Origin of the sequence: Azorhizobium oxalatiphilum (assembly GCF_014635325.1) — a bacterium.
Lineage (GTDB): Bacteria > Pseudomonadota > Alphaproteobacteria > Rhizobiales > Xanthobacteraceae > Azorhizobium > Azorhizobium oxalatiphilum.
This window is the reverse complement of sequence record NZ_BMCT01000001.1, coordinates 1,866,626-1,889,106: the sequence shown is the minus strand read 5'-3', so window position 1 is coordinate 1,889,106 and position 22,481 is coordinate 1,866,626. Positions and strand designations below refer to the sequence as shown.

At 66.7% G+C, this 22,481-nt stretch carries 25 protein-coding genes and 1 tRNA gene; 12 read left to right on the top strand and 14 right to left on the bottom strand.

The window, feature by feature from the left end:
* From IEW24_RS08530 to IEW24_RS08490, 9 genes are all read right to left on the bottom strand, one after another.
* The coding region (locus IEW24_RS08530) for a GTP-binding protein (RefSeq protein ID WP_244644220.1) at window positions 1–296 on the bottom strand (296 nt) is incomplete at its 3' end.
* Between the two features lie 64 nt (window positions 297–360).
* Window positions 361–2,436, bottom strand: coding sequence for an elongation factor G (gene fusA / locus IEW24_RS08525; protein WP_188577191.1), 2,076 nt, complete (start codon window positions 2,434–2,436; stop codon window positions 361–363).
* Window positions 2,437–2,454: 18 nt separating this feature from the next.
* Entirely contained in the window at window positions 2,455–2,925 is a 471-nt protein-coding gene (gene rpsG / locus IEW24_RS08520) for a 30S ribosomal protein S7 (protein ID WP_188577188.1), read from the bottom strand.
* A gap of 18 nt (window positions 2,926–2,943) precedes the next feature.
* Entirely contained in the window at window positions 2,944–3,315 is a 372-nt protein-coding gene (gene rpsL, locus IEW24_RS08515; RefSeq protein ID WP_012171083.1) for a 30S ribosomal protein S12, read from the bottom strand.
* 458 nt (window positions 3,316–3,773) lie between these two features.
* Window positions 3,774–4,400 (bottom strand): hypothetical protein, encoded by a 627-nt coding sequence (locus IEW24_RS08510; protein WP_188577186.1) that lies wholly within the window; start codon window positions 4,398–4,400, stop codon window positions 3,774–3,776.
* Window positions 4,400–5,245, bottom strand: a complete 846-nt coding sequence (locus tag IEW24_RS08505) for a TPM domain-containing protein (RefSeq protein ID WP_188577184.1) — start codon at window positions 5,243–5,245, stop codon at window positions 4,400–4,402. The genes IEW24_RS08510 and IEW24_RS08505 overlap by 1 nt, the downstream gene beginning before the upstream one ends.
* Window positions 5,246–5,259: 14 nt before the next feature.
* Window positions 5,260–5,865: a LemA family protein gene (locus IEW24_RS08500; RefSeq protein WP_373870036.1), complete on the bottom strand. Its 606-nt coding sequence runs from the start codon at window positions 5,863–5,865 to the stop codon at window positions 5,260–5,262.
* Window positions 5,866–6,021: 156 nt separating this feature from the next.
* Window positions 6,022–6,807 (bottom strand): tellurite resistance TerB family protein, encoded by a 786-nt coding sequence (locus IEW24_RS08495; RefSeq protein WP_188577182.1) that lies wholly within the window; start codon window positions 6,805–6,807, stop codon window positions 6,022–6,024.
* Between the two features lie 157 nt (window positions 6,808–6,964).
* The gene (locus tag IEW24_RS08490) at window positions 6,965–7,570 is read right to left on the bottom strand and encodes a cupin (protein ID WP_188577180.1); all 606 of its coding nucleotides are present in this window, start codon (window positions 7,568–7,570) and stop codon (window positions 6,965–6,967) included.
* 202 nt (window positions 7,571–7,772) lie between these two features.
* Here IEW24_RS08490 and IEW24_RS08485 point away from each other — a divergent pair, with 202 nt between their 5' ends.
* From IEW24_RS08485 to IEW24_RS08470, 4 genes are all read left to right on the top strand, one after another.
* Window positions 7,773–9,170: a hypothetical protein gene (locus tag IEW24_RS08485; RefSeq protein ID WP_188577178.1), complete on the top strand. Its 1,398-nt coding sequence runs from the start codon at window positions 7,773–7,775 to the stop codon at window positions 9,168–9,170.
* 34 nt (window positions 9,171–9,204) lie between these two features.
* Window positions 9,205–9,277, top strand: a tRNA-Glu gene (locus IEW24_RS08480).
* 94 nt (window positions 9,278–9,371) lie between these two features.
* Window positions 9,372–9,623, top strand: a complete 252-nt coding sequence (locus IEW24_RS08475; protein ID WP_188577176.1) for a hypothetical protein — start codon at window positions 9,372–9,374, stop codon at window positions 9,621–9,623.
* A 114-nt stretch (window positions 9,624–9,737) separates the two neighbouring features.
* Complete coding sequence (locus tag IEW24_RS08470) at window positions 9,738–10,067, top strand: GlpM family protein (protein WP_188577174.1); 330 nt, start codon at window positions 9,738–9,740, stop codon at window positions 10,065–10,067.
* A 10-nt stretch (window positions 10,068–10,077) separates the two neighbouring features.
* Here the strand turns inward: IEW24_RS08470 and IEW24_RS08465 are convergent, their stop codons facing one another.
* Window positions 10,078–10,704: a ParB-like protein gene (locus IEW24_RS08465; protein WP_188577172.1), complete on the bottom strand. Its 627-nt coding sequence runs from the start codon at window positions 10,702–10,704 to the stop codon at window positions 10,078–10,080.
* 147 nt (window positions 10,705–10,851) lie between these two features.
* Complete coding sequence (gene fumC, locus IEW24_RS08460; protein WP_188577170.1) at window positions 10,852–12,243, bottom strand: class II fumarate hydratase; 1,392 nt, start codon at window positions 12,241–12,243, stop codon at window positions 10,852–10,854.
* A gap of 273 nt (window positions 12,244–12,516) precedes the next feature.
* Between fumC and IEW24_RS08455 the strand changes: the two genes are divergently transcribed.
* From IEW24_RS08455 to IEW24_RS08430, 6 genes are all read left to right on the top strand, one after another.
* The gene (locus IEW24_RS08455) at window positions 12,517–12,702 is read left to right on the top strand and encodes a DUF4169 family protein (RefSeq protein ID WP_188577146.1); all 186 of its coding nucleotides are present in this window, start codon (window positions 12,517–12,519) and stop codon (window positions 12,700–12,702) included.
* Entirely contained in the window at window positions 12,702–12,980 is a 279-nt protein-coding gene (locus tag IEW24_RS08450; RefSeq protein ID WP_188577144.1) for a ribbon-helix-helix domain-containing protein, read from the top strand. Before IEW24_RS08455 ends, IEW24_RS08450 begins: the two co-directional genes overlap by 1 nt.
* A 194-nt stretch (window positions 12,981–13,174) precedes the next feature.
* On the top strand, window positions 13,175–14,305 hold the full coding sequence (hflK, locus tag IEW24_RS08445; protein WP_188577142.1) for an FtsH protease activity modulator HflK: 1,131 nt from the start codon (window positions 13,175–13,177) through the stop codon (window positions 14,303–14,305).
* Window positions 14,302–15,225: a protease modulator HflC gene (gene hflC / locus IEW24_RS08440; RefSeq protein ID WP_188577140.1), complete on the top strand. Its 924-nt coding sequence runs from the start codon at window positions 14,302–14,304 to the stop codon at window positions 15,223–15,225. Before hflK ends, hflC begins: the two co-directional genes overlap by 4 nt.
* A gap of 11 nt (window positions 15,226–15,236) precedes the next feature.
* The gene (locus tag IEW24_RS08435; RefSeq protein ID WP_188577138.1) at window positions 15,237–15,422 is read left to right on the top strand and encodes a DUF2065 domain-containing protein; all 186 of its coding nucleotides are present in this window, start codon (window positions 15,237–15,239) and stop codon (window positions 15,420–15,422) included.
* A 314-nt stretch (window positions 15,423–15,736) separates the two neighbouring features.
* Complete coding sequence (locus IEW24_RS08430; protein ID WP_188577136.1) at window positions 15,737–17,218, top strand: DegQ family serine endoprotease; 1,482 nt, start codon at window positions 15,737–15,739, stop codon at window positions 17,216–17,218.
* A gap of 77 nt (window positions 17,219–17,295) precedes the next feature.
* Here IEW24_RS08430 and serB read toward each other — a convergent pair whose 3' ends face one another.
* Window positions 17,296–18,195: a phosphoserine phosphatase SerB gene (serB, locus tag IEW24_RS08425; RefSeq protein ID WP_188577133.1), complete on the bottom strand. Its 900-nt coding sequence runs from the start codon at window positions 18,193–18,195 to the stop codon at window positions 17,296–17,298.
* Here serB and miaA point away from each other — a divergent pair.
* Window positions 18,194–19,132 (top strand): tRNA (adenosine(37)-N6)-dimethylallyltransferase MiaA, encoded by a 939-nt coding sequence (gene miaA / locus IEW24_RS08420; RefSeq protein WP_188577132.1) that lies wholly within the window; start codon window positions 18,194–18,196, stop codon window positions 19,130–19,132. The genes serB and miaA overlap by 2 nt on opposite strands.
* A gap of 3 nt (window positions 19,133–19,135) precedes the next feature.
* Here miaA and IEW24_RS08415 read toward each other — a convergent pair whose 3' ends face one another.
* Together IEW24_RS08415 and IEW24_RS08410 are read right to left on the bottom strand one after the other, a co-directional pair.
* A complete protein-coding gene (locus IEW24_RS08415; RefSeq protein ID WP_188577130.1) occupies window positions 19,136–20,026 on the bottom strand; it encodes a protein-methionine-sulfoxide reductase heme-binding subunit MsrQ in 891 nt (296 codons plus the stop codon).
* 97 nt (window positions 20,027–20,123) lie between these two features.
* Window positions 20,124–20,918 carry a thymidylate synthase gene (locus tag IEW24_RS08410; RefSeq protein ID WP_188577128.1) on the bottom strand — a complete coding sequence of 265 codons (795 nt, stop codon included), beginning with the start codon at window positions 20,916–20,918 and terminating at the stop codon, window positions 20,124–20,126.
* A 225-nt stretch (window positions 20,919–21,143) separates the two neighbouring features.
* Here IEW24_RS08410 and IEW24_RS08405 point away from each other — a divergent pair, with 225 nt between their 5' ends.
* The gene (locus IEW24_RS08405; RefSeq protein WP_188577126.1) at window positions 21,144–22,475 is read left to right on the top strand and encodes a serine/threonine-protein kinase; all 1,332 of its coding nucleotides are present in this window, start codon (window positions 21,144–21,146) and stop codon (window positions 22,473–22,475) included.
* Window positions 22,476–22,481: the final 6 nt, after the last annotated feature.

Here is a 22,481-nt window from a genome sequence, read left to right as displayed (position 1 = left end):
TGCGCCGCGCCGGTGATCATGTTCTTCACATAATCGGCGTGGCCGGGGCAGTCCACGTGGGCATAGTGGCGGTTCGCGGTCTCGTACTCGACGTGCGCCGTCGAGATGGTGATGCCGCGGGCCTTCTCTTCCGGCGCCTTGTCGATCTGGTCGTAGGCGGTGAAGGTCGCGCCGCCGGACGTCTCGGCGAGCACCTTCGTGATCGCGGCCGTCAGAGAGGTCTTGCCGTGGTCAACGTGGCCGATCGTGCCAATGTTGCAGTGCGGCTTGTTACGTTCAAATTTAGCTTTGGCCATGGGACTCTCCGTTGGGTCTCTCTGGCGATGATTTCTTGCGAAACGGTGAAGTCGAAGGTGAGGATCAGGCGTACTTCGCCTGAACCTCCTGAGCGACGTTCGACGGCACCTGCTCGTAGTGGTCGAACTGCATGGTGAAGGTCGCGCGGCCCTGGCTGAAGGAGCGCAGGGTGTTCACGTAACCGAACATGTTCGCCAGCGGGACCATGGCGTTCACGACATTCGCGTTGCCGCGCATGTCCTGGCCCTGGATCTGGCCGCGACGGGAGTTGAGATCGCCGATGACCGAACCCGTGTAATCCTCGGGGGTCACGACCTCGACCTTCATGATCGGCTCCAGCAGCACCGCGCCACCCTTCTGCAGGGCTTCACGGAAACCGGCGCGAGACGCGATTTCGAAGGCCAGAGCGGACGAGTCCACTTCGTGGAAGGCACCGTCGGTGAGCTGGACCTTGACGTCCACCACCGGGAAGCCCGCAACCACACCGGCGCCAAGCACGCTCTCGAGGCCCTTCTGGACGCCCGGGATGTACTCCTTCGGCACCGCGCCGCCGACGATCACGCTTTCGAACGAGAAGCCCTTGCCGACTTCGTTCGGCTCCACCGTGAACTTCACCCGCGCGAACTGGCCGGTACCACCGGTCTGCTTCTTGTGGGTGTAGTCGACGTCCACCTTCTTGGTGATCGTCTCGCGGTAGGCCACCTGGGGGGCGCCGATGTTGGCATCCACCTTGTAGGTGCGCTTCAGAATGTCGACCTTGATGTCGAGGTGCAGTTCGCCCATCCCCTTGAGGATGGTCTGGCCGCTCTCGTGATCGGTCGACACGCGGAAGGACGGATCCTCGGCCGCGAGCTTGGACAGAGCGATACCGAGCTTTTCCTGGTCCGCCTTGGACTTGGGCTCGATGGCGATCTCGATCACCGGCTCCGGGAATTCCATCTTCTCAAGGATCACCGGCTTCTCGGTCGAGCACAGGGTGTCACCCGTACGCACGTCCTTGAGGCCAGCGAGAGCGACGATGTCGCCCGCATAGGCTTCCTTGATGTCTTCACGGTTGTTCGCATGCATGAGCAGCATGCGGCCAACGCGCTCGCGCTTGTCGCGGGTCGAGTTCAGCAGGCCCTGGCCGGCCTCGAGCTTGCCCGAGTAGATGCGGCAGAAGGTGATGGTGCCGACGAAGGGGTCGTCCATGATCTTGAACGCCAGAACCGAGGTCGGCTCTTCGTCGTTCGGGAGACGGACGGTATCTTCTTCGGTCTTGAAGTCGATGCCCTTGATCGCGCCGCGATCGAGGGGGCTCGGCAGATAATCGCACACCGCGTCGAGGAGCGGCTGCACGCCCTTGTTCTTGAACGCCGAACCGCAGAACACCGGGTTGAACTTCCGGGTCACCACAGCGAGGCGGATCAGGCGCTTGAGGGTCGCGACGTCCGGCTCCTGGCCGTCCAGGTAAGCAGCCATGGCGTCGTCGTCGAGTTCGACGGCGGCCTCGACCAGCTTGTTGCGATACTCGGCAGCCTTGTCGGCGAGATCCGCAGGGATCTCCTCGTCATGGAACTTCGCACCGAGAGCTTCGTCTTCCCACACGACCGCCTTCATGCGGACGAGGTCGATGATGCCCTTGAAGTTGTTCTCGGAACCGATCGGCAGCTGGCAGCACACAGGGTTGCCGGCCACGCGGTCGACGATCATCTCGACGCAGCGGTAGAAGTCCGCACCGGTCTTGTCCATCTTGTTGACGAACACGACGCGCGGCACGTTGTACTTGTCAGCCTGGCGCCAGACGGTCTCGGTCTGGGGCTCGACGCCCTGATTGCCGTCCAGCACGCACACCGCACCGTCGAGCACACGCAGCGACCGCTCGACCTCGATGGTGAAATCCACGTGGCCGGGGGTGTCGATGATGTTCAGGCGCTTGCCTTCCCAGAAGGCGGTCGTCGCAGCAGAGGTGATCGTGATGCCACGCTCCTGCTCCTGCGTCATCCAATCCATGGTGGCAGCGCCATCATGGACTTCGCCGATCTTGTGGCTCTTGCCGGTGTAATAGAGGATCCGCTCGGTGGTCGTGGTTTTGCCGGCATCAATGTGAGCCATGATGCCGAAGTTGCGGTAGTCCTCAATGGCGTTCGTACGCGGCATGACAGAACTTCCTTCCGATCACCAGCGGTAGTGCGAGAAGGCGCGGTTGGCTTCCGCCATCCGGTGCGTATCTTCACGCTTCTTGACGGCGTTGCCACGGTTGTTGGCAGCGTCCAGCAGCTCGGCGGAGAGGCGCTCCACCATGGTCTTCTCGTTGCGAGCGCGGGCCGAGGCGATGAGCCAGCGGATCGCGAGCGTCTGGCGACGCTCGGTGCGCACTTCGACGGGCACCTGGTAGGTGGCGCCGCCGACGCGGCGGGACCGCACTTCCACGGCAGGAGCAACATTCTCAAGCGCGGAGACGAACATCTCCAGCGGGTTGCTCTTGGCCTTGGCCTCGACGATGTCGAGCGCGCCGTAAACGATGCTCTCGGCGACCGACTTCTTGCCGTGCTTCATGATGGAATTCATGAAACGCGAGACGATGATGTTGCCGTACTTGGCGTCCGGAATGACTTCGCGGCGCTCGGCTTTATGGCGACGGGACATTAGCTCAAGCTCCCCAGATCACTTCGGCCGCTTCGCGCCGTACTTCGAACGACGCTGCTTGCGGTTCTTGACGCCCTGGGTATCCAGAACGCCGCGCAGGATGTGATAGCGCACGCCCGGAAGATCCTTCACGCGGCCGCCGCGGATCATCACCACGGAGTGCTCCTGAAGATTGTGACCTTCGCCGGGGATATAGCCGATCACTTCGTAGCTGTTGGTGAGCCGCACCTTGGCGACCTTACGAAGCGCCGAGTTCGGCTTCTTCGGGGTCGTGGTGTACACGCGGGTGCAAACGCCACGCTTCTGCGGGCTCGACTGAAGAGCAGGAGCCTTGTCCCGCGCCTTCTGCGCTTCCCGCGGCTTCCGGATCAGCTGGTTGATCGTCGGCATGTAGCCTTCGCCTCGTCCTGACCTGCGGCTCGCGCCGCATTCTTGATGTTTCGCGGCCCGAAGGGACCGCAACGGTGCGGCGACCGAAGTCGCCAACGAAAACTTCGCGCCGGCAGGGAAAACCCCATCGGCGGGACCACGAACGAAAAAGCGCGGACCACTGTTTTCACAGCGGGCGCACCCCGTTCGCGACAGAGGATCACGGCACACAGCCCCGAAAGGCAGGAAACGCGATCGTGCACTTGAGATTATCAGTGCTGTACCTGGCAGCGTTTCGACTGTCTGATCGGGGCTTGCTGGCTGACCTTTCAGGCCTGCCGGCACAGCCGCTCCGATCGCTTAGACGTCGACGCCTGCCGCGAAAGTGAGGGGCTTCTAGCCTCCCACCTGCCCCGCGTCAAGGGCTGGAGGGCCTCCAAAGCCACATTTCGCGGCACTTTTGGCCCTCCGGACCTGCATCACGCGAGGACCACATGGTCGGGTAGCGCATTGCGGCCTCCGGGCACCTCCGGAAAGGTTTCCGAAAGCCTTTTACCGCAATGGTTAACGCCTTCAACCAGACCCGCAGCGATATCCCCGCCTGCGCCACCTCTGGATACCGCAAGAACGACCTCATCACAGAAGCCCTGACCGAGTTTCGTCATCACTTCCGCATCCGCCACGACCTCTACCATGCGGTCCGGCACGGCGACGAGAATCATGAGTCCCGTGCGGGATTCGGTGAGATGGATGCCGAGCGCAAGGAATCGGTCCAGCGCCGCCGCCCGCACCGCCATGCGCCGCACGGCACGGGGAATCGCGAGCTGGGCGAGCGCCGGAACCCCGAGCAGCAGGCCGCCGAGCACCACGAACAGCAGCGCCTGCACGGCGAACAGGTCCATGGCCCGATGCGGGAAGAGGAAGGCGAGCGGCCAGGGCAGCACCAGCGCCACGCAGGCGGCCAGCGCCACCACATGCAGCGTCACCGGGGCCGCCGGCCGGTTGAGCACCACCACGCGAATCTCGGCGCTGGTGCGGGCCTCCGCCGCCATCACCGCCTGCTCGATCCGCGTCCGCGCGTCCTGATCCATGTCGCTTGGCCTCATCACCAGCTCCCCGACGAACCGCCGCCGCCCGACGAGCCCCCGCCACCGGAGAACCCGCCGCCGCTGCTGGAACTGGATGAGCCCCAGGAGGAAGAAGACGAGGACGAAGAGGAAGAGCGCTGCCAACCGGTGGCGCTCGTCCATTCCCAGCTGGCGCTGCGCCCTGCGCCGTTGCCCCATCCGTTGCGCATGGCGAAGCGCACCACGAGGATGAACAGGCCGCAAACCAGAATCATGAAGACGGCGAAGACGATGAACGGCGCCCAGCCATAATCCGGCTTCTGCCCCAGGGCGCGGGCGCGCACCTTGGCTTCTTCCGGATCGAGATTGAGGATCTCCAGCAGTGCGTCGGTGCCGGCCACGATGCCGCGCTGCATGTTCCCGGCCCGGAAGGCAGGGATGATGCTGGTCTGGATGATGGTGCTCGCCACCGCATCGGTGACGATGCCTTCCAGCCCGTAGCCCACCTCGATGCGCACCTTGCGCTCGCTGGGGGCGACCAGCAGCAGCACGCCGTTATTCTCCTTCGCCTGCCCGAGCTTCCATGCCCGGAACAGGCGGTTGGCATAATCCTCGATGGAGGTGCCCTGCAGGGACGGAACGGTGGCCACCACCAGCTGGTCGGAGGTCTTACCTTCCTGCCCTGCCAGCTTGGCCTGCAGACTGGCGAAGGTCGAGGCATCCAGCACATGGGCGGCGTCCACCACGCGGCCGGTGAGCGGCGGGAAGGTCAGTTGCGCCAGCGCCGCGCCCGCCAGCAGGCAAACGCACAGCACCACGCCGCAGAGGCTCGCCAGCCCACGCCGGAGCCCCGGCCGGGCAGGAACGAAGGGAATGACTCGCATCACGCCCTCCCCGTTCAGAACTTCACCTTGGGCACCTGCATCTGCTGCTCGGAGATGGTGAACGTCTCCATGGGCTTGTTGGCGCGATAGAGGGTCGCCGCCCAGATGGAGCCAGGGAAGGTCTTCAGCTCGGTGTTATAGACCCGCACCGCCTCGATATAATCGCGCCGGGCCACCGCGATGCGGTTCTCCGTGCCCTCGATCTGCGACTGGAGTGCCAGGAAGTTCTGGTTCGACTTCAGCTCGGGATAGGCCTCGCTGATGGCCAGCAGCCGCCCCAGCGCGCCGGAGAGCTGCGACTGGGCATCCTGAAACTGCTTGAACTGTGCCGGATCGGTGATGGTGGAGGCATCCACCTTCACCTGCGTGGCCTTGGCGCGCGCTTCCACCACGGCGGTGAGCACGTCCTTCTCCTGCGCCGCATAGCCCTTCACCGTCTCCACCAGATTGGGGATCAGGTCGGCGCGGCGCTGATACTGGTTCAGCACCTCGCTCCAGCGCGCCTTGGCCAGTTCCTCATTGGTGGGAATGGCGTTGATGCCGCATCCCGCCAGAACCAGTCCCACCACCACCAGAAGAGACGGAAAGCGGAAGCGGGAGGCAAGGCTCATAGCGGGCATCGGCATGGGAAACTCCTCATGGGGCCACGGGCGCGAACGGCGGCTGGACGCGAGACGTCGCACCGAAGACGGCATGCGCCATCCGCACCGTGGGCGGGGTTTCCTTATAACGGCTACGTGACCGGGACACTACGGCCCCGAGGCGCGCGTGCGCCCTCAGGCAACCTCTTCCTCCGCCGTGCGGCGGATCTGAGCGGTCAGCTCCGGCGGCAGGTTGAGGCGGGCGGCGAGCATGTCGAGATAGGCCCGCTCGGCCGGATGGTCCGGGTCGATGGCCAGCACCGAGGCCGTATAGACCTCGATGGCCGCCTCCGGTGAGGAAACGCCGGCCACCAGCGTGTCGATGGAGAGCGGACGGCGCATTTCGTCCATGACGAAACCCTTGGCGGACGGATCGAGATCCAGCTCGTCGATGCGGCCGAAGATCGCCTCCTGCTCGGCGGCGTCGATATGGCCGTCTGCCTTTGCGGCAGCGATCATGGCCGAGAGCATCAGGCGTGCCCGCGCCTCCTCCTGTCCGCGCGGCAGGAAGGCGGTGCCCTCGGGGGCCGGCAAGGCGGTCTGGGGCACGCTGGGAACGTTCTGCGGCAGCGGGGCCGCGCCCGGCAGGGCCTGCGCGCCATTGTTGCGCTGGTAGGTCTGGTAGGCCTTGTAGGCGAGACCCGCCACCAGCGCAGCGCCGCCCACCTTCAGCGCGGTGCCGCCGAATTTTTTCAGGTTCTTGCCCTTGAAGAGCTGCGAGGCCAGCCCGCCGGCAATGCCGCCTGAAAGAGCCGAGGCACCGTGGGTGCGGATCAGCCCACCGATGGTGTCACCGAGCGAACCGCCGGAGGATGGCCGGGGCTGCCCGTGGCCCTGCTGTCCCTGCCCTGCGCCGAAGCCGCCGGCCTGCGCGCCGGCATTGCCGAGAAACTGGCCAAGGAGCTTCTGAACGTCGAGCATTTAAGGACACCTCTGTCACTGATCACGGAACGGGCCGCCACACGGGCAGCCGCGCTCAACACTTGGTGACGCAACGGCAGATGACCAAGATGGCGCCTGCTCACGATCCCGGCATGAGCGACCTTGGGCCTTCAATGCAGAGAGGTCTCGTCGGCCTTCAGGCTGTGCGCCAGAGCGTCGTCAGCGGCCCGCCGGCACCCGCCACGGGATCGGAAGCGGGAAAGGGGAGGCTGCGCATGGTTTCCCGTTGCACAGGCGTCGGCGCTTCGCGGCGGATGTCGAAATGCTGGCCGGGCGGATAGGCACCCACCACGAGGAATTCGCCCGTCGCCTCCAGCCGGCAGTGTCCGGTCCCGGCCGGCAGCACCACCACATCGCCGGCCGACACTTCCACTTCCCTGCCGTCCGGCCCGCCCAGCAACAGGCGCGCCCAGCCGCCGGCAAAGCCCAGCACCTCGTGGGCCTGCGAATGATAGTGGTGATAGTCATACACACCGTTGCGCCACTGCGCCGGCCAGCCAGTGTGCTGGAACAGCCTCTCCATGCCGGAAGCGGTGTCCAGCGTGCTGCCGCTCTCCACCACGCCACGATAATGCAGCACCGGCAGGTGGGCATTGTTCGGCACCCAGCCGTTCGGCCCCAGCTGAAGCACCTCGGGGCGGCTGTCGGCGGCCAGCACAGGGCGGGCGGACAAGGCGGCCGCCCCGGCAAGGCCCAGTGTCGCCAGCATCCGGTTGAACTCGCGGCGTGCGGTGTGCGGCATGGCAGGCTCCTGTCTGATGGTGAAGTCGCCCCCGTGCGCGGAAAGCGGAAATGTGCAGCGGCGCACGAACCGGGAGACAGGACCGCCAGACTGAGTCCAGAACGGGGCAAAGAGCGCTCCCATATGCGCCTGCGCGCACCCTTGTGAACTGCCCCAGCGGCGGGTGACGCCTGCCCGCTACCGCCTGTCCATGACCTGCGGCATGGGGAGGGTTGATCGCCTGTCCTCGCCCGCTACTCTGCCGGCCATGCATGCCCCCGACGCCGTCGCGCGCCTCCATGCCACCCTGCCCCGTCGCGAGACGCCGGAAGCCGTCGCGGATCTGATTGCGCAGGCGCTGCCAGAGCCCCTCCGCGGGCGCCTCCAGCCTTTGTTCGAGGCCCGCAAGGCCGCTTCCCTGCAAAGCCGCTTCGGCTGGTCGTCCATGCCGACGCTGTTTCCCGCGCCGGTGCCCCCGGAGCGGCAGGTGGCCAAGGCGCAGGAACTGGCGCTGCTCTTTCTCGGCAAGCCTTTGCCTGATCTCGCAGACATGGATCAGGCCGAAGATCTGCTCTCGGCCTTCAACATGCTGATCAACCGGCCCGCCGGAGCCGGCTTCCGCGACGACCGCATGAACCGGGAGGCCCGCACACTGCACGGGCTCGACCTCTCCCGGCGGCGCTACGACAAGCTGTTCCGCGTTGCCCGGCGGCTGGAGGCACGCCTTGCCGCCTTCCGCCGCATCGAGGCGCGCTATCCCCTGCTGCTGGTGAGCAAGGCGGCGCTGGCGCCGGACCTGACACCGGAGACGTTCGGCGGCCACCTGCCCTCGCTCGCCTTCGTGGCCTATTACGCGGCCCGCCTGAAGCTGCGCAGCGAATTCACCTTCGGCGCCCAGCAGAAGCCCTTCGACGACCTCGCCGCCGCCTTGCTGGAGCTGTGCCTCGCGGATCGGGAGACGCGCTGGTTCGCCATCGCCCATGTCTTCCCGCGCGCCGATGTGCTGGCGCACCTCAGCGAGGCCGAGAAAGGCCACCTGCTCGGCCGCTGGTTCGCCATCCTCGCAGGCACGGCGGAGGAGCTGGAGGCTGTCTGGCGGCGCTCCTCCATCAACCTCGCCACCATGGTGGTGAAGCGGGGCGACGACAGCTCCACCTGGAACGTGCTGGCCGGAGCGTGGAACCGGGCGCGCGATCACTGGATCGCGCTGGTGGATGCGCTGGGCATGGATGCCCTGTTCGACCAGATGATGCCCGGCAAGGTGATGCGCCTGATGGCCGCCGACGTGGCCGCCGGCCATGCGTGGCTGGGCGGCGGCCTGCACCCCGACACGCGCGTGTGGGCGGATCTGCCAAAGCCGTGGCAGGTGCTGCAGATGGAGCAGACCTGCACACGCCATGACATCGCCGCCGCCTGCGCCCGCCATGGTGTCGATCCGGAGAAGAGCGGCTGGTCCGCGCCCCGGCCCCGCAAGGCGGTCGCCGCCTTCCATCCCACGCCGGAACTGGTGCATGGGGTCAGCGTGGGCAATCCCTATATGGCGACGCTGCTGAAGCGCATGGGCGCCTATAGCGGGCGCCCCATGAAGCCCGAGGTGCTGCGCAGCCTCGGCGAGGGTTGACCCGACGCCCCCGGCGGGGCCACCCTTGAACCGTCATCCGGTAGCTCAGTGGCAGAGCGGTCGGCTCTCTAACCGACTGGACGCTGGTTCAAGCCCAGCCCGGATGGCACCCTATTCCCTGAAAATCGGTTCGCCTCACCCGATACCACCAGATTCACGGCATGCCTGCGCTAGACTGCCCCGCAAACAGGGAGCGGATCTTTGGCACAAGCGGAAATCGAGCGCCTCATCTCGGACCTGAACGCCGACACGGCCCTGCGGGACCGGCTCGCGCCGCAACTCGATGCCTGCCCCGACGCCGAGACGGCCGCGACGCTGCTGCGGGCAGCCGGCTATGGAGTCGATGCCGCCGACCTGCCCCGTCAGGCCCAGCCGCTCGATGATGCGGCGCTGGATGGCGTTGCCGGCGGGGCGGATGGAGATCGCAATCAGTTCATCATGAAGATCTTCTGAGCGACGCAGCGGCAGGCATCCATTTCCCTTGCCTGCGCGCCCGGCGCGTCCTACGCCCCCGGCATCATGGCCCGCCGGATACCGACGCGCGGCGGGCACCGGGGATCACGTGGAATGGACCTTATCTGGAAGGGCATGGCGGGCGGAGCCGTCACCATGCTGATCGCCCATCTGTCGAAACAGGGCGCCACCTTGCCCGGCATCCTGCCGCTGTTCCCGACCTTCTCCCTGATTGCCCTGCTGATCATGGGCGCGCGCGGCGACCTGCCGGCGCTGCAGGAGACCTGCCTCGCCAGCGCCAAGACCCTTCCGGCCTATCTGGCTTTCCTGCTGGCCTGCTATTTCGCCCTCGGCCAGATGGATTACCGCCTCGCCCTTCTCGTCGGGCTGGCCGCATGGGGCGTGATGCTGGGTGTGATGTTCGGTCTGGCGCGGCTGGTGTGAGGCACGCGCCTCACCCCTTCGGCTTGCGCCCCAGATAGCCGGGCAGATCCTGCGCCTCGTCCAGATGGGCGAGCCTGATGGCGAGGTCGCGGGCGAGGTCCAGATCGGTCTCGATCAGCCGCTTCGACATGAAGGAGCGGAAATATTCGCCCCACATGAATTCCTTGAACGGCGTCTCGTCATCGTCCCGGAACGCCGGGCCGCGTACAGCGCGGGCGAGCGTGCGCCAGGGATTGTCGGTCAGCTCCCGCACATGGGAGGGAATGCGCGCATAGGGCCGGCGATTGCCGTCGGCGTCGATGGGCCAGCAATTGCCCTCCCGCTCCATCTCGTCCCAGAAATCGGCGCGGTTCAGCTTCGAGCGGTCCACCAGCTTGCCCGTGTCGAGATAGACGGTCTTGTAACCGGCGATGAGCGCCGCCCGGCACAAATGGTGGTGGTCGATGAGATAGAGCTGACCACCCGGCCCGCGCACGCAGGGAATGGCCTTCCTCCGGAACAGGGCGTCCGCCTCGGCCTCGCCCATGGCCATCATCTTCTTCGCCCGCCGCGCCACCTCCTCGAGACCGAGGGTGAGCTGGGTGGGGTGCAGATCGTCGATGGCCACCGGACGCAGATGGGCGGGCAGACTCGCCATGGGGCCTCCAGACGGAAGAGCGGGCATAGCCGCGCACAAAAAAACCGGGCGGCACCGTGTGGGGCCGCCCGGCATTTCTATCCCATACGCGGACCGAGCGGGCACGGATGCGGCGCGCGCATCCGGCCAGTTCGGTCGGAAGGTGGCTCAGCCGGGCGAGATCATGTTCTCCGGACGGACCACCGCGTCGAACTCCTCGTTCGTCACGTAGCCGCCGCCCACCGCTTCCTCGCGGAGCGTGGTGCCGTTCTTGTGCGCGGTCTTGGCGATCTTGGCGGCCGCGTCATAGCCGATCTTCGGCGCCAGCGCCGTCACCAGCATCAGCGAGCGCTCAAGGCCGGCCTTGATGTTGTCCACGCGCGGCTCGATGCCCACAACGCAATGCTCGGTGAAGCTCACCGCCGCATCCGCCAGCAGGCGCACCGACTGGAGGAAGTTGTAGGCCATCACCGGGTTGAACACGTTCAGCTCGAAATGGCCCTGGCTGCCGGCGAAGGTGAGCGCGGCATTGTTGCCGAACACCTGCACGCACACCTGGGTCAGCGCCTCGCACTGGGTCGGGTTCACCTTGCCCGGCATGATGGACGAGCCCGGCTCGTTTTCCGGCAGCGACAGCTCGCCGAGGCCCGAGCGCGGGCCGGAGCCCAGGAAGCGGATGTCGTTGGCGATCTTGAACAGCGAGGCCGCCACCGTGTTGATGGCGCCGTGCGAGAACACCATGGCGTCATGGGCCGCCAGCGCCTCGAACTTGTTCGGCGCGGTGGTGAAGGGCAGGCCGGTGATGGCGGCGATCTTCTCGGCCACCGCCTCGGCGAAGCCCACCGGGGCGTTGAGGCCGGTGCCGACCGCCGTGCCGCCCTGCGCCAGCTGCATCAGCGCCGGCAGGGTCTGCTCGATGCGGGCGATGCCGTTCTCCACCTGCTTGGCATAGCCGGAGAATTCCTGGCCGAGCGTCAGCGGGGTGGCGTCCTGGGTGTGGGTGCGCCCGATCTTGATGATCGAGGTCCACTCTTTCGCCTTGGCGTCGAGGGCACCGTGAAGGGTCTTCAGGGCCGGCAGCAGGCGGTGGACGATCTCCTCCGAGCAGGCGACATGCATCGCCGTCGGGTAAGTATCGTTGGACGACTGGCTCATATTTACGTGATCGTTCGGGTGGACGGGCTTCTTGGAGCCCTTCTCCCCGCCGAGCATTTCGATGGCCCGGTTCGAGATCACTTCATTGGCATTCATGTTTGACTGGGTGCCGGAGCCGGTCTGCCAGACCACCAGCGGAAAGTGATCGTCGAGCTTGCCCTCGATGACTTCCTGGGCCGCGGCGACGATCGCCGCGCCGACCTTCGGGTCGAGCCGGCCGAGCTGCTCGTTGGCTTCCGCAGCGGCACGCTTGACGATGCCGAGAGCCCGCACGATCGGCAGCGGCTGGCGCTCCCAGCCGATCTTGAAGTTGCCGTAGGAGCGTTGCGCCTGCGCCCCCCAGTAGCGGTCGGACGGCACCTCGATGGGGCCGAAAGTATCAGTCTCGATGCGGGTCGCGCTCATGTCCCTGCACTCTCCTTGGGCTAATCAGCGAGGAGGCTTCTAGCACACGTCTTCAGAAGTCCGTGAGCGTCGCAATCCATCAAAATTAGTGTTGGGAGGTACGATTTGCAGTCATCCCCCGTGGCCTTTGGACATAGCTCGGCCGCGCCGATGACGGTGGTAATTTTGATGATTTGATGCTGTGATCACATGAGTGGCCGGCAGGGAGTAAGCCGGTTGCAGATTCGATTGAGCACAGCTCGGTTGGGGGATCGCGCTGGAAACGAGGACACTGTGGGCGACGTCGTGAACCTCAAAAGGGCACGGAAAACCCGGGCCCGGCAGGAGGCGCAGGCTGAGGCTGCGGAGAACCGGATCAGGTTCGGCCGCACCAAGGCTGAGCGGGAGGCTCAGGCCGCGCAAGAGCGGCTGATGGCTCAGCGCCTCGATGGTCACGCGCGCACCGAGAGGGAAGACTGATGAAAAGCCCCGTCGTGAAAAGATCAATCGTCATCGCCGGACACAAGACCAGCGTAAGCCTGGAAGATGCCTTCTGGGATGCATTGAAGGAGATCGCAGGCCAGCGACGCCTGACCTTGTCCGATCTGGTGGCGACCATCGACTCCGGCCGTAATCAAGGCAATCTCTCCTCCGCGATCCGGCTGTTTGTGCTGGATTACTATCGTGGCACGGCCACCGTGCGCAGCCATAGCGCGTCGGAGCGGCTCGGCGTGGCGGGAGCTCCTCCCGTTGCGTAACTTCGACCCGATCCTTATCTGAGAGTAAGAAGGCGCGCGTCGCGTTGAATCGGGACGCGTGCTTTTCTATAACCTGCCGCCAGCGGGGGGATCGTTGACGCGTCCGATGGGCGCGCCCGGACCTCCCGTGTGAAGGGGCAGAGTGGTACGGTCCGGACCGCCGCCTTTTCGCGGCGCTCCCACGGGAGTGGATGATGTCGTGGAAGAATCAGGGCGGTGGCCCCTGGGGAAACGGGCCTAAAGGGCCCTGGGGTACGGGGCCGCAGTCCTCAGGACCAAATCCTCCGGACATTGAAGACCTGATCCGCCGCAGCCAGGACCGCCTGCGGCACATGCTGCCCGGCTCCATGGGCACCAAGGGCGCGATCCTGGTGGTGGCGCTGGTGGTGGCCGGCTGGCTGCTGTCCGGCTTCTATCGCGTGGAACCCGACGAGCAGGGCGTGGTCCTGCGGTTCGGCAAGTTCGTCCAGCTCACCCAGCCGGGCCTGAACTACCACCTGCCCTATCCGATCGAGACCGTCGTGACCCCCAAGGTCACGCGCGTGAACCGCATCGACATCGGCATGCGCCTCGCCGAGGACACCCGCCGCAACGCCGCCGTGCTGCGCGACGTGCCGGAAGAGAGCCTCATGCTCACCGGCGACGAGAACATCGTCGACGTGGACTTCGCGGTGTTCTGGGTCATCAACAACGCCGAACACTATCTGTTCAACGTCCAGAACCCCGAGGGCACCATCAAGGCGGTGGCCGAAAGCGCCATGCGCGAGGTGGTGGGACGCAACAACATCCAGCCGATTCTCACCGGTGCCCGCCAGACGATCGAGCAGGGCGTGCATGACCTCATGCAGCGCACCCTCGACAGCTACGGGGCCGGCGTGCGCATCACGCAGGTGCAGATGCAGAAGGTGGACCCGCCCGCGCAGGTCATCGACGCCTTCCGCGACGTGCAGGCGGCCCGCGCGGACGCCGAGCGCGCCCAGAACGAAGCCCAGACCTACGCCAACCGGGTCATCCCCGAGGCGCGCGGTGAATCTGCCCGCATCGACAATGCGGCGCAGGCCTATCGCGAACGCACCGTCGTGGAAGCGCGCGGCCAGGCCGACCGCTTCCTCAAGATCTACGATGAATACGTGAAGGCGAAGGACGTGACCCGCGAGCGCATGTATCTGGAAACCATGGAACGCGTGCTCGGCGGCGTGGACAAGGTGATCGTGGACCAGGGTGCGACCCGCAGCGGAAACGGCGTCGTGCCGGTGCTGCCGCTCAATGAGCCGCGCCGCGCCCCCGTCACCACCGGTCCGCAGACCCAGGGAGCCACGCGATGAAAAGCCCCTTCTTCGGCGGCGGCCTCCTCGTCATCGTCCTCGTGGTGATCGTCGGCCTCTACTCGGCCGCCTTCACCGTCACCCAGAACCAGCAGGCACTGGTGCTGCGCCTCGGCAACGCCCAGGCCCCCATCACCACGCCCGGCCTGCACTGGAAGGTGCCGTTCATCGACACCGTGATCTACATCGACAAGCGCATCCTCGACCTCGAGAACCCCTCGCAGGAAGTGATCGCTTCCGACCAGAAGCGCCTGATGGTGGACGCCTTCGCGCGCTACCGGATCACCGATCCGCTGCGCTTCTACCAGGCGGTGGGCACCATCGAGGGCGCCAACTCGCGTCTCTCCACCATCCTCAACTCGGCGCTCCGCCGTGTCGTGGGTGAGAGCACCTTCACCCAGGTGGTGCGTGACGAGCGCGAGGGCCTGATGGGCCGCATCAAGGAGCAGCTCAACCGTGAGGCGGCCAACTTCGGCATCACGGTGGTGGATGTGCGCATCCGCCGCGCCGATCTGCCGGATGCCAACAGCCAGGCGGTGTTCCAGCGCATGCAGACCGACCGTCAGCGGGAAGCGGCGGAAATCCGCGCGCAGGGCGGCGAAGCGGCCCAGCGCACGCGGTCGCGTGCCGATCGCGAAGTGACCATCCTGGTCGCCGAGGCCAATTCGAAGGGCGAAGCCCTGCGCGGTCAGGGCGACGCGGAGCGGAACCAGATCTTCGCCGATGCCTATGGGCGGGATCCGGACTTCTTCGCCTTCTACCGTTCCATGCTGGCCTATGAAGCCTCGATGAAGCAGAACGACACCCGGCTGATGATCAGCCCGGACTGGGACTTCCTGCGCTTCTTCAAGAGCCCGGCCGGCACGGTCGCGCCGCAGGCCCCGGCTGCCGCCGGCGCCGCCCTGCCCGCCACACGCTGACGCGCGTGGCCATGCGTGACCTGATCGCCGCCCTGGGCCTGGTGCTGGTGATCGAAGGGCTCAGCCTCGCGGCGTTTCCCGCCGCGTGGCGACGGGCGATGAAGGCCGTGCTGAAATCGCCCGAAGCACCCATGCGCATTGCCGGTCTCGCCGCCGGCATCGTGGGGGTGCTTCTGGTGTGGCTGGTCCGCTCCTGAACAGCCCGGACTGAAGTTGAACCCCGGCGGTCATGCAATCGCCGGGGTTTTTCGTGACTTATCCCTGATGGCGCGTACCGTTTGCGCCGCCCCCGCTTGCGCGCCCGCGCCGGCTGTCGCAGCTTTGGGCAGAACGGGCCTCGGCCCGCCATGCGGGCCTCCCGGCGGACGGGTCCGGATGGCGGCCCTCGGCCAGTCACCGGAGCGTGACTTTCGATTTGCTGCGGTTTCGGCGTCTCATCTTCCGTGACGGGAGACGGGATCCCCGCCGCAGCTGTTGCGTTTGATCTGTCCGCCGCCCGCGAGGAGAGGCCATGTCGACCCTGAACCGTTTCCGCAACGCCTTCGCGGCGCCTGCGCTGGCACTCTCGCTGGTGCTGGCGGCACCCGCTTTCGCCGCCTCCAGCAAGGGCCCGGACACCGTGGCCGACGTCGCCGAGAAGGTGATGGACGCGGTGGTGAACATCTCCACCTCGCAGAATGTGGCCGCCTCCCGCAGCGTACCCGCCCCGCAGCTGCCGCCGGGCTCGCCGTTCGAGGACTTTTTCGACGAGTTCTTCAAGCGCCGTCAGCAGGAAGACGGCGGCGAGGGCCAGCAGGGCCAGCGGCCGCGCCGTGTCTCCTCGCTCGGCTCGGGCTTCGTCATCGACCCGACGGGCTACATCGTCACCAACAATCACGTGATCGCCGACGCGGACGAGATCTACGCCAATTTCAACGACGGCTCGAAGCTCAAGGCCGAGCTGATCGGCCGCGACACCAAGACCGATCTCGCGCTGCTCAAGGTCACGTCCGAGAAGCCGCTGGTGGCGGTGAAGTTCGGTGACAGCGACAGGATGCGCGTCGGCGACTGGGTGATGGCCATCGGCAATCCGTTCGGTCTCGGCGGCACGCTCACCGTGGGCGTGATCTCCGCGCGCAACCGCGACATCAATTCCGGCCCCTACGACAACTTCCTGCAGACGGACGCCGCCATCAACCGCGGCAATTCCGGCGGCCCGCTGTTCAACATGGAAGGCGACGTGATCGGCGTGAACACCGCCATCATCTCCCCCTCCGGCGGCTCCATCGGCATCGGCTTCGCGGTGCCCTCGGCGACCGTGAACGCGGTCATCGCCCAGCTCCAGCAGTTCAAGGAAGTGCGGCGCGGCTGGATCGGCGTGCGCATCCAGACCGTCTCCGACGAGATCGCCGAGAGCCTGAATCTCGGCAAGGCGCGCGGCGCGCTGGTGGGCGGCCTCAACGACAGCAAGAGCCCCGCCGCCGTGGCCGGCCTCAAGGCCGGCGACGTGATCGTGAAGTTCGACGGCAAGGACGTGAAGGATGTGCGCGATCTGCCCCGCATCGTCGCTGACACGCCGGTGGGCAAGCAGGTGGACATCGTCGTCATCCGCAAGGGCAAGGAAGAGACGCTGAAGATCACCGTCGCCCGCGCTCCCGAGGAAGAGAAGGCCGCTGCCGCCAAGTCCGCCAAGCCGGATGAGAAGCCGGTGGCGGCGAGCAAGGTGCTGGGGCTGGAAGTGGCCGCCATCACCGACGACCTGCGCAAGAAGTTCAAGCTCAAGGACACGGTGAAGGGCGTGGTGATCACCTCCGTGGACCGCAATTCTGCCGCCGCCGACAAGGGCCTCAAGGCCGGTCAGGTGATCGTGGAAGTGGGTCAGGAGCCGGTGTCCGCCCCCGCCGATCTGCAGAAGCGGGTGGATGCCCTGAAGAAGGACAGCAAGAAGTCGGCCCTGCTGCTGATTTCCGATGGCGAAGGCCAGGTGCAGTTCGCCGCCGTGCCGCTGAACTGAGCGCCCTCCCCCGAAACGCAAATGCCCCGGCTGAGGCCGGGGCATTTTTGTTTTCAGGGCAAGGTGTGCGGAGGCGTTCAGCCTTCGCGGAAGTCCTCGCGGTGATAGCCCTGCATGTAGAGCAGCGCGGTCAGGTCGCCATGATCGACACGAGCGTGAGCCTCGGCCGCCACCTTCGGCTTGGCGTGATAGGCGACGCCCAGCCCCGCTTCGCCCAGCATGGCCAGATCGTTGGCGCCATCGCCCACCGCCATGGTCTCGGAGGGCGCCAGGTGCAGCCGGTCGCGCAATTCCACCAGTGCGGCGAGCTTGGCTTCCTTGCCGAGGATCGGTTCCACCACCGTGCCCGCGAACTTGCCGTCCGCGATTTCGAGGATGTTGGAGCGGTGCTCGTCGAAGCCCACCATCTCGGCCACCGGTCCGGTGAACAAAGTGAAGCCGCCCGACACCAGCGCCGCATAGGCGCCATTGGCCTTCATGGTGCCCACCAGCGCCTTGCCGCCCGGCGTCAGCCGGATGCGGTCGCGCAGCACGTCCGCCACCACGCCTTCCGCAAGCCCCTTCAGCAGTGCCACCCGCTCGCGCAGCGCCGGCTCGAAGGCGATCTCGCCGCGCATGGCCCGCTCGGTGATCTCGGCCACATGGGCCTTCAGCCCCACCACGTCGGCCAGTTCGTCGATGCATTCCTGCCCGATCATGGTGGAATCCATGTCGGCGAGGAACAGGCGCTTGCGCCGGCCGGCGGTCAGCTGCACCACCACATCCACCGGCGTATCGCCCAGCGCCGCGCACACCGCATCCCGCATGGCGCCGGGCGTGACGTCGGCCGCCGGCGCGAAGGCGATCTCCACGGCGATCTCCGGATCGAGCACCACCGGATCGCCCGCCTCCGGCAGGACAGCGCGGGCGGCGGCCACCACGTCGCGCGTTATGGCCAGCTGGGTGGAGTTTGAGATAAGTGTCGCGACATAGACCATGGCAAGTCAGGCTCGAAGAACGTTGAAACCATTGGCGGTGCTCATCGCAGGTCCGACGGCCAGCGGCAAGTCGGCCCTCGCGCTCGCGTTGGCGGAACGATGCGGCGGAACGGTCATCAATGCCGATTCCATGCAGGTTTACGGCGATCTGCGGGTGATTACGGCCCGCCCGAGCGTTGAAGAAGAATCACGCGCGCCGCACCTGCTCTACGGGCATGTGGACGGCGCCGAGGATTATTCCGTTGGCCGCTGGGCGGAGGATGCCGCGCGCACGCTGGCTGCCGTGCAGGCAGCAGGACGGCTGCCGATCTTCATCGGCGGGACCGGCCTTTATTTCCGCGCCCTCACTTCGGGCCTTGCTCCCATTCCGGCCGTGCCGGAGGAGGTGCGCCAGCGCGTGCGCGGTATGGCGGAAGCGGAAGACGCGCAGGTGCTGCACGCCCGCCTCGCCACCCTCGACCCGGAAACGGCAATGCGGCTGGAGCCACGCGACCGCCAGCGCATCCTGCGGGCGCTGGAAGTGCTGGAGGCCACCGGCCGCCCCCTCAGCCACTGGCAGAAGGACAGCCACACCCCCCTGCTCGACCCCGCCGCCTGCGTGCGCCTCGTTCTGGAGGTGGAGCGCGAGACGCTGCGAGCGCGCATCGACGCGCGCTTCGAGGGCATGATGGCGGCAGGCGCTCTGGAAGAAGCCGAGCGGCTGGCCGCCCGCGCTCTGCCTGCCGACCGCACCATATTGAAGGCCCACGGCGCCCCGGCGCTCATGCGTCACCTGAGGGGCGAGATGAGCCGCGCCGAGGCGGTGACGGAAGGACAGAACGACACCCGCCGCTATGCCAAGCGACAGGTCACATGGTTCCGTCACCAGATGCCGGACTGGCAGCGGGCGACACCCGAAACGGCCCTCGATCAGTTGGAGCGGATGCTGGGCGAATGAGCCTCAGCCGGCCGGGCTGACGCTCGGCCGAACCTTGGGGGCCTTCTGCGAGCCGGCAGCCTTGCCCTTGGCCTTGGGCGGCGAGATCTTCAACCAGACGGCGGCAACCACGAACACGGCCAGACCCGCCATAAGCACCCACAATGCCGGGCTCACGCCCATGGCGGGCTGGAAGTTCGCCTCGGCCACCAGCGCCACCGGAATGCCGGTGAAGAGGCCGTACCACGCCATCTCCAGCAGGCCCGTGAGCACACCGGACAGCACCGCCAGCGCCAGCAAGGCGAACAGGCCCACGTTGTTCGTGGCCCGGTGCCAGAGACGATAGGCGAACAGCCAGATCAGGAAGCCGCTCATCAGCACGGCCTGCGTCACATCCAGCTTCGACTGGATGAAGAAATGCGCGCTGGCGAGCAGCGCGATGCCATAGACGCTGGCATGCAGCGCGTTCCAGCGCTTGGCCCCCATGCGCTTGATCACGCGGTCGAAGGAGGTGGCGCCCAGCGCCAGCAGCAGCGCCACCGCCACCGCACCGATGGCAAGATAGAAGCGCAGCACGATTTCCCGCGCCGCCGCCTGCACGTTCCAGCCCTGATCCATAACGAACAGCGTGAGATGCAGCGCCGCATAGGACATGGCGGCGACGCCAAGGATGCGGCGGGCCAGCACCAGCTTCGGCCAGTGGAAGATGCGGCGGGCCGGCGTCACCGCGAGGCTGATGAACAGCAGCCGGATCGCCCACAGGCCGGTGAAATGGATGGCCGCCGAGACCGGCCGGCCACCGAGATCGCCCATGAGTGCCCATGAGGCGAGCCAGAGCGCCGGCAGGCAACTGCCCACCAGTGCCACCGTCTTCTCGGGGCTGAAATTGCCGTTGCGCTCGTGAAACAGGGACATGCGACCCACCGCAGATCAAGGACGCCCTATCTACGGTGCAACCCGAGGCAGCGTTACGGCAAGCCCATGCAAATGCGCGTGAGGCCCGGCGTGCCGGTCAGACCGCTACCGGCGCCTTGATGTGCGGGTGCGGCTCGTAGCCCTCCACCGTGATGTCCTCGAAGCGGAAGGCAAAGATGTCCTTCACATCCGGGTTCAGGGCAAGGCGCGGCAGGGCGCGCGGCGCGCGCGCGAGCTGCTCGCGCGCCTGATCGAGGTGGTTGAGATAAAGGTGGGTGTCGCCCAGCGTATGGACGAAATCGCCCACCTGAAGGCCCGTCACCTGCGCCACCATCTGGGTCAGCAGGGCATAGGAGGCGATGTTGAACGGCACGCCCAGGAACACGTCCGCCGAGCGCTGGTAGAGCTGGCAGGAGAGCTTGCCCTCGGCCACATAGAACTGGAACAGCAGGTGGCAGGGCGGCAGCGCCATCTTCGGCACGTCGGCCGGGTTCCAGGCGGTGACGATGAGGCGGCGGGAATCCGGATTGCGGCGGATGTCGGAAACCACCTGCGCGATCTGGTCGATCACCCCGCCCTCGGGGGTCGGCCAGGAGCGCCACTGGTGGCCATAGACCGGCCCCAGCTCGCCATCCGCGTCCGCCCAGTCGTCCCAGATGGAGACGCCATTCTCCTTCAGGTAGCGGATGTTGGTGTCGCCGGCGAGGAACCACAGCAGCTCATGCACGATGGAGCGCGTGTGCAGCTTCTTGGTGGTCAGGAGCGGAAAGCCCTCCGACAGGTCGAAGCGCATCTGGTGGCCGAACACGGAGAGCGTGCCGGTGCCCGTGCGGTCATCCTTGCGCACGCCCTCGTCGAGGATGCGCAGGAGCAGATCGTGATAGGCGCGCATGGCGTGTCCCTGAACCTTCGGCCCCGGCTCCCACCGGCGGCCCTTTCCTCATCATATGGCATCGACCCGATCCCATGCCACGCCGCCGGTCACGCCATCCACGGTTGCACATAACCCTGTGGAGGCATCCCTTTCCGGCATCGTGGACGCATTTCGGCGATCCCATTGGCACCAAATGCGGGTTAAGATCGAATCGATGCTGCAAGCGAGGCGAGCATAAGGGGCATGGACGACGATCGCGACGCCGCGCAGCGCATGGGCGCCCTGCTCAACCGCTTCGTCATCGGGAAGCTTCCGTTTCCCGCCCTCGTGCGCGAGATGGCGCCGCTCTGCCGGGCCGCGTCCGGGCAGCAGCGCCTGCAGGACCTCTTGCAGCAATGGGTGGATACCCAGGCCATCGGCCATCCGCTCGCCGAATCCATCCTTGGCGCGGTGCTGGATGCCGCCGCCACGCCCCCGCCCGCCCCTGCCGCTCCGGAACGCGCCGACCCCGCTGCCCATGTGGAGGACGCCCTGCTCGGCGACTTCGTCGGCCGCTACAAGAAGGTGCGCACCGGCGCCAAGGACGAGCAACGGCCCGACACGCTGAAGGCCAGCCTTTCCGCCTACGACGGCCTGCGCCAGCGCCGCTATGCCCGCGAGACCACGCAGGGCACGGTGCGCGCGCCCTTGCAGGCGAACCCCGCCGCCGAGGCGCGATCCGGCATGGTGCTGCGCGATCGTTTCATCCTTGAGGATGAGATCGGGCGCGGTGGCATGGGCATCGTGTTCCGCGCGGTGGACCGGCGCCGGCTGGAGGCAGGTGCACGCCAGCCTTACGTCGCCATCAAGATGCTCAACCTGACCTTCGGCACCCATCCGGAGGCGCTGCGCTCGCTGGAGGCCGAGGCCCGGCGCACGCAGGATCTGGCCGATCCGCGCATCACCACCGTCTATGACTTCGACCGCGAGGGAAACCACGCCTTCATCGTCATGGAACTGCTGGAAGGCACGCCGCTCGACAAGGTGCTGCGCAAGCAGGCCGGCTTCTGCGGCAGCGAGCAGGCCCTGCGGGTGCTGAAGGAACTGGCGGAGACGCTGGCCTTCACCCACAGCCGGGGCGCCATCCATGCGGACCTGAAGCCCGGCAATCTGTTCCTGTGCAGCGACGGCCGCTTCAAGGTGCTGGACTTCGGCATCTCGGCGGCGGTGGGACCGCACCAGATCGACGAAGCGCCCATCGCCGGCCTCACCCCGGCCTATGCCAGCCCCGAGCGCGTCGAGGGCGGCCCGCCTTCCGCCAGCGACGACGTCTATGCCATCGGCTGCCTCGCCCATCTGCTGATGACGGGCCTTCACCCTTTCGATCGCAAGAGCGGGGCCGACGCCAAGGCGCAGCACATGGAGCCGCCGGACCTGCCCATGCTGCCCGCCGCCGCGCGCCGGGCGATCGAAGCCGCGCTTTCCTTCGACCCGGACACACGGCCCGCCGATGCCGGCGCCTTCCTGCGCGTCTTCAACGGGCAGGACGGCAGGGCCGGCATTGCCGGCCTGTGGTCGGCGCTGAAGAATGGCTGACGCCAT

Excerpts from the sequence above, each read along its gene's own strand:
- fusA (WP_188577191.1), bottom strand. The coding sequence starts at position 2,436 with ATGCCGCGTACGAACGCCATTGAGGACTACCGCAACTTCGGCATCATG.
- rpsG (WP_188577188.1), bottom strand. The coding sequence starts at position 2,925 with ATGTCCCGTCGCCATAAAGCCGAGCGCCGCGAAGTCATTCCGGACGCC.
- rpsL (WP_012171083.1), bottom strand. The coding sequence starts at position 3,315 with ATGCCGACGATCAACCAGCTGATCCGGAAGCCGCGGGAAGCGCAGAAG.
- IEW24_RS08510 (WP_188577186.1), bottom strand. The coding sequence starts at position 4,400 with ATGAGGCCAAGCGACATGGATCAGGACGCGCGGACGCGGATCGAGCAG.
- IEW24_RS08505 (WP_188577184.1), bottom strand. The coding sequence starts at position 5,245 with ATGCGAGTCATTCCCTTCGTTCCTGCCCGGCCGGGGCTCCGGCGTGGG.
- IEW24_RS08500 (WP_373870036.1), bottom strand. The coding sequence starts at position 5,865 with ATGCCCGCTATGAGCCTTGCCTCCCGCTTCCGCTTTCCGTCTCTTCTG.
- IEW24_RS08495 (WP_188577182.1), bottom strand. The coding sequence starts at position 6,807 with ATGCTCGACGTTCAGAAGCTCCTTGGCCAGTTTCTCGGCAATGCCGGC.
- IEW24_RS08490 (WP_188577180.1), bottom strand. The coding sequence starts at position 7,570 with ATGCCGCACACCGCACGCCGCGAGTTCAACCGGATGCTGGCGACACTG.
- IEW24_RS08485 (WP_188577178.1), top strand. The coding sequence starts at position 7,773 with ATGGGGAGGGTTGATCGCCTGTCCTCGCCCGCTACTCTGCCGGCCATG.
- IEW24_RS08470 (WP_188577174.1), top strand. The coding sequence starts at position 9,738 with ATGGACCTTATCTGGAAGGGCATGGCGGGCGGAGCCGTCACCATGCTG.
- IEW24_RS08465 (WP_188577172.1), bottom strand. The coding sequence starts at position 10,704 with ATGGCGAGTCTGCCCGCCCATCTGCGTCCGGTGGCCATCGACGATCTG.
- fumC (WP_188577170.1), bottom strand. The coding sequence starts at position 12,243 with ATGAGCGCGACCCGCATCGAGACTGATACTTTCGGCCCCATCGAGGTG.
- IEW24_RS08450 (WP_188577144.1), top strand. The coding sequence starts at position 12,702 with ATGAAAAGCCCCGTCGTGAAAAGATCAATCGTCATCGCCGGACACAAG.
- hflK (WP_188577142.1), top strand. The coding sequence starts at position 13,175 with ATGTCGTGGAAGAATCAGGGCGGTGGCCCCTGGGGAAACGGGCCTAAA.
- hflC (WP_188577140.1), top strand. The coding sequence starts at position 14,302 with ATGAAAAGCCCCTTCTTCGGCGGCGGCCTCCTCGTCATCGTCCTCGTG.
- IEW24_RS08435 (WP_188577138.1), top strand. The coding sequence starts at position 15,237 with ATGCGTGACCTGATCGCCGCCCTGGGCCTGGTGCTGGTGATCGAAGGG.
- IEW24_RS08430 (WP_188577136.1), top strand. The coding sequence starts at position 15,737 with ATGTCGACCCTGAACCGTTTCCGCAACGCCTTCGCGGCGCCTGCGCTG.
- miaA (WP_188577132.1), top strand. The coding sequence starts at position 18,194 with ATGGCAAGTCAGGCTCGAAGAACGTTGAAACCATTGGCGGTGCTCATC.
- serB (WP_188577133.1), bottom strand. The coding sequence starts at position 18,195 with ATGGTCTATGTCGCGACACTTATCTCAAACTCCACCCAGCTGGCCATA.
- IEW24_RS08415 (WP_188577130.1), bottom strand. The coding sequence starts at position 20,026 with ATGTCCCTGTTTCACGAGCGCAACGGCAATTTCAGCCCCGAGAAGACG.
- IEW24_RS08410 (WP_188577128.1), bottom strand. The coding sequence starts at position 20,918 with ATGCGCGCCTATCACGATCTGCTCCTGCGCATCCTCGACGAGGGCGTG.
- IEW24_RS08405 (WP_188577126.1), top strand. The coding sequence starts at position 21,144 with ATGGACGACGATCGCGACGCCGCGCAGCGCATGGGCGCCCTGCTCAAC.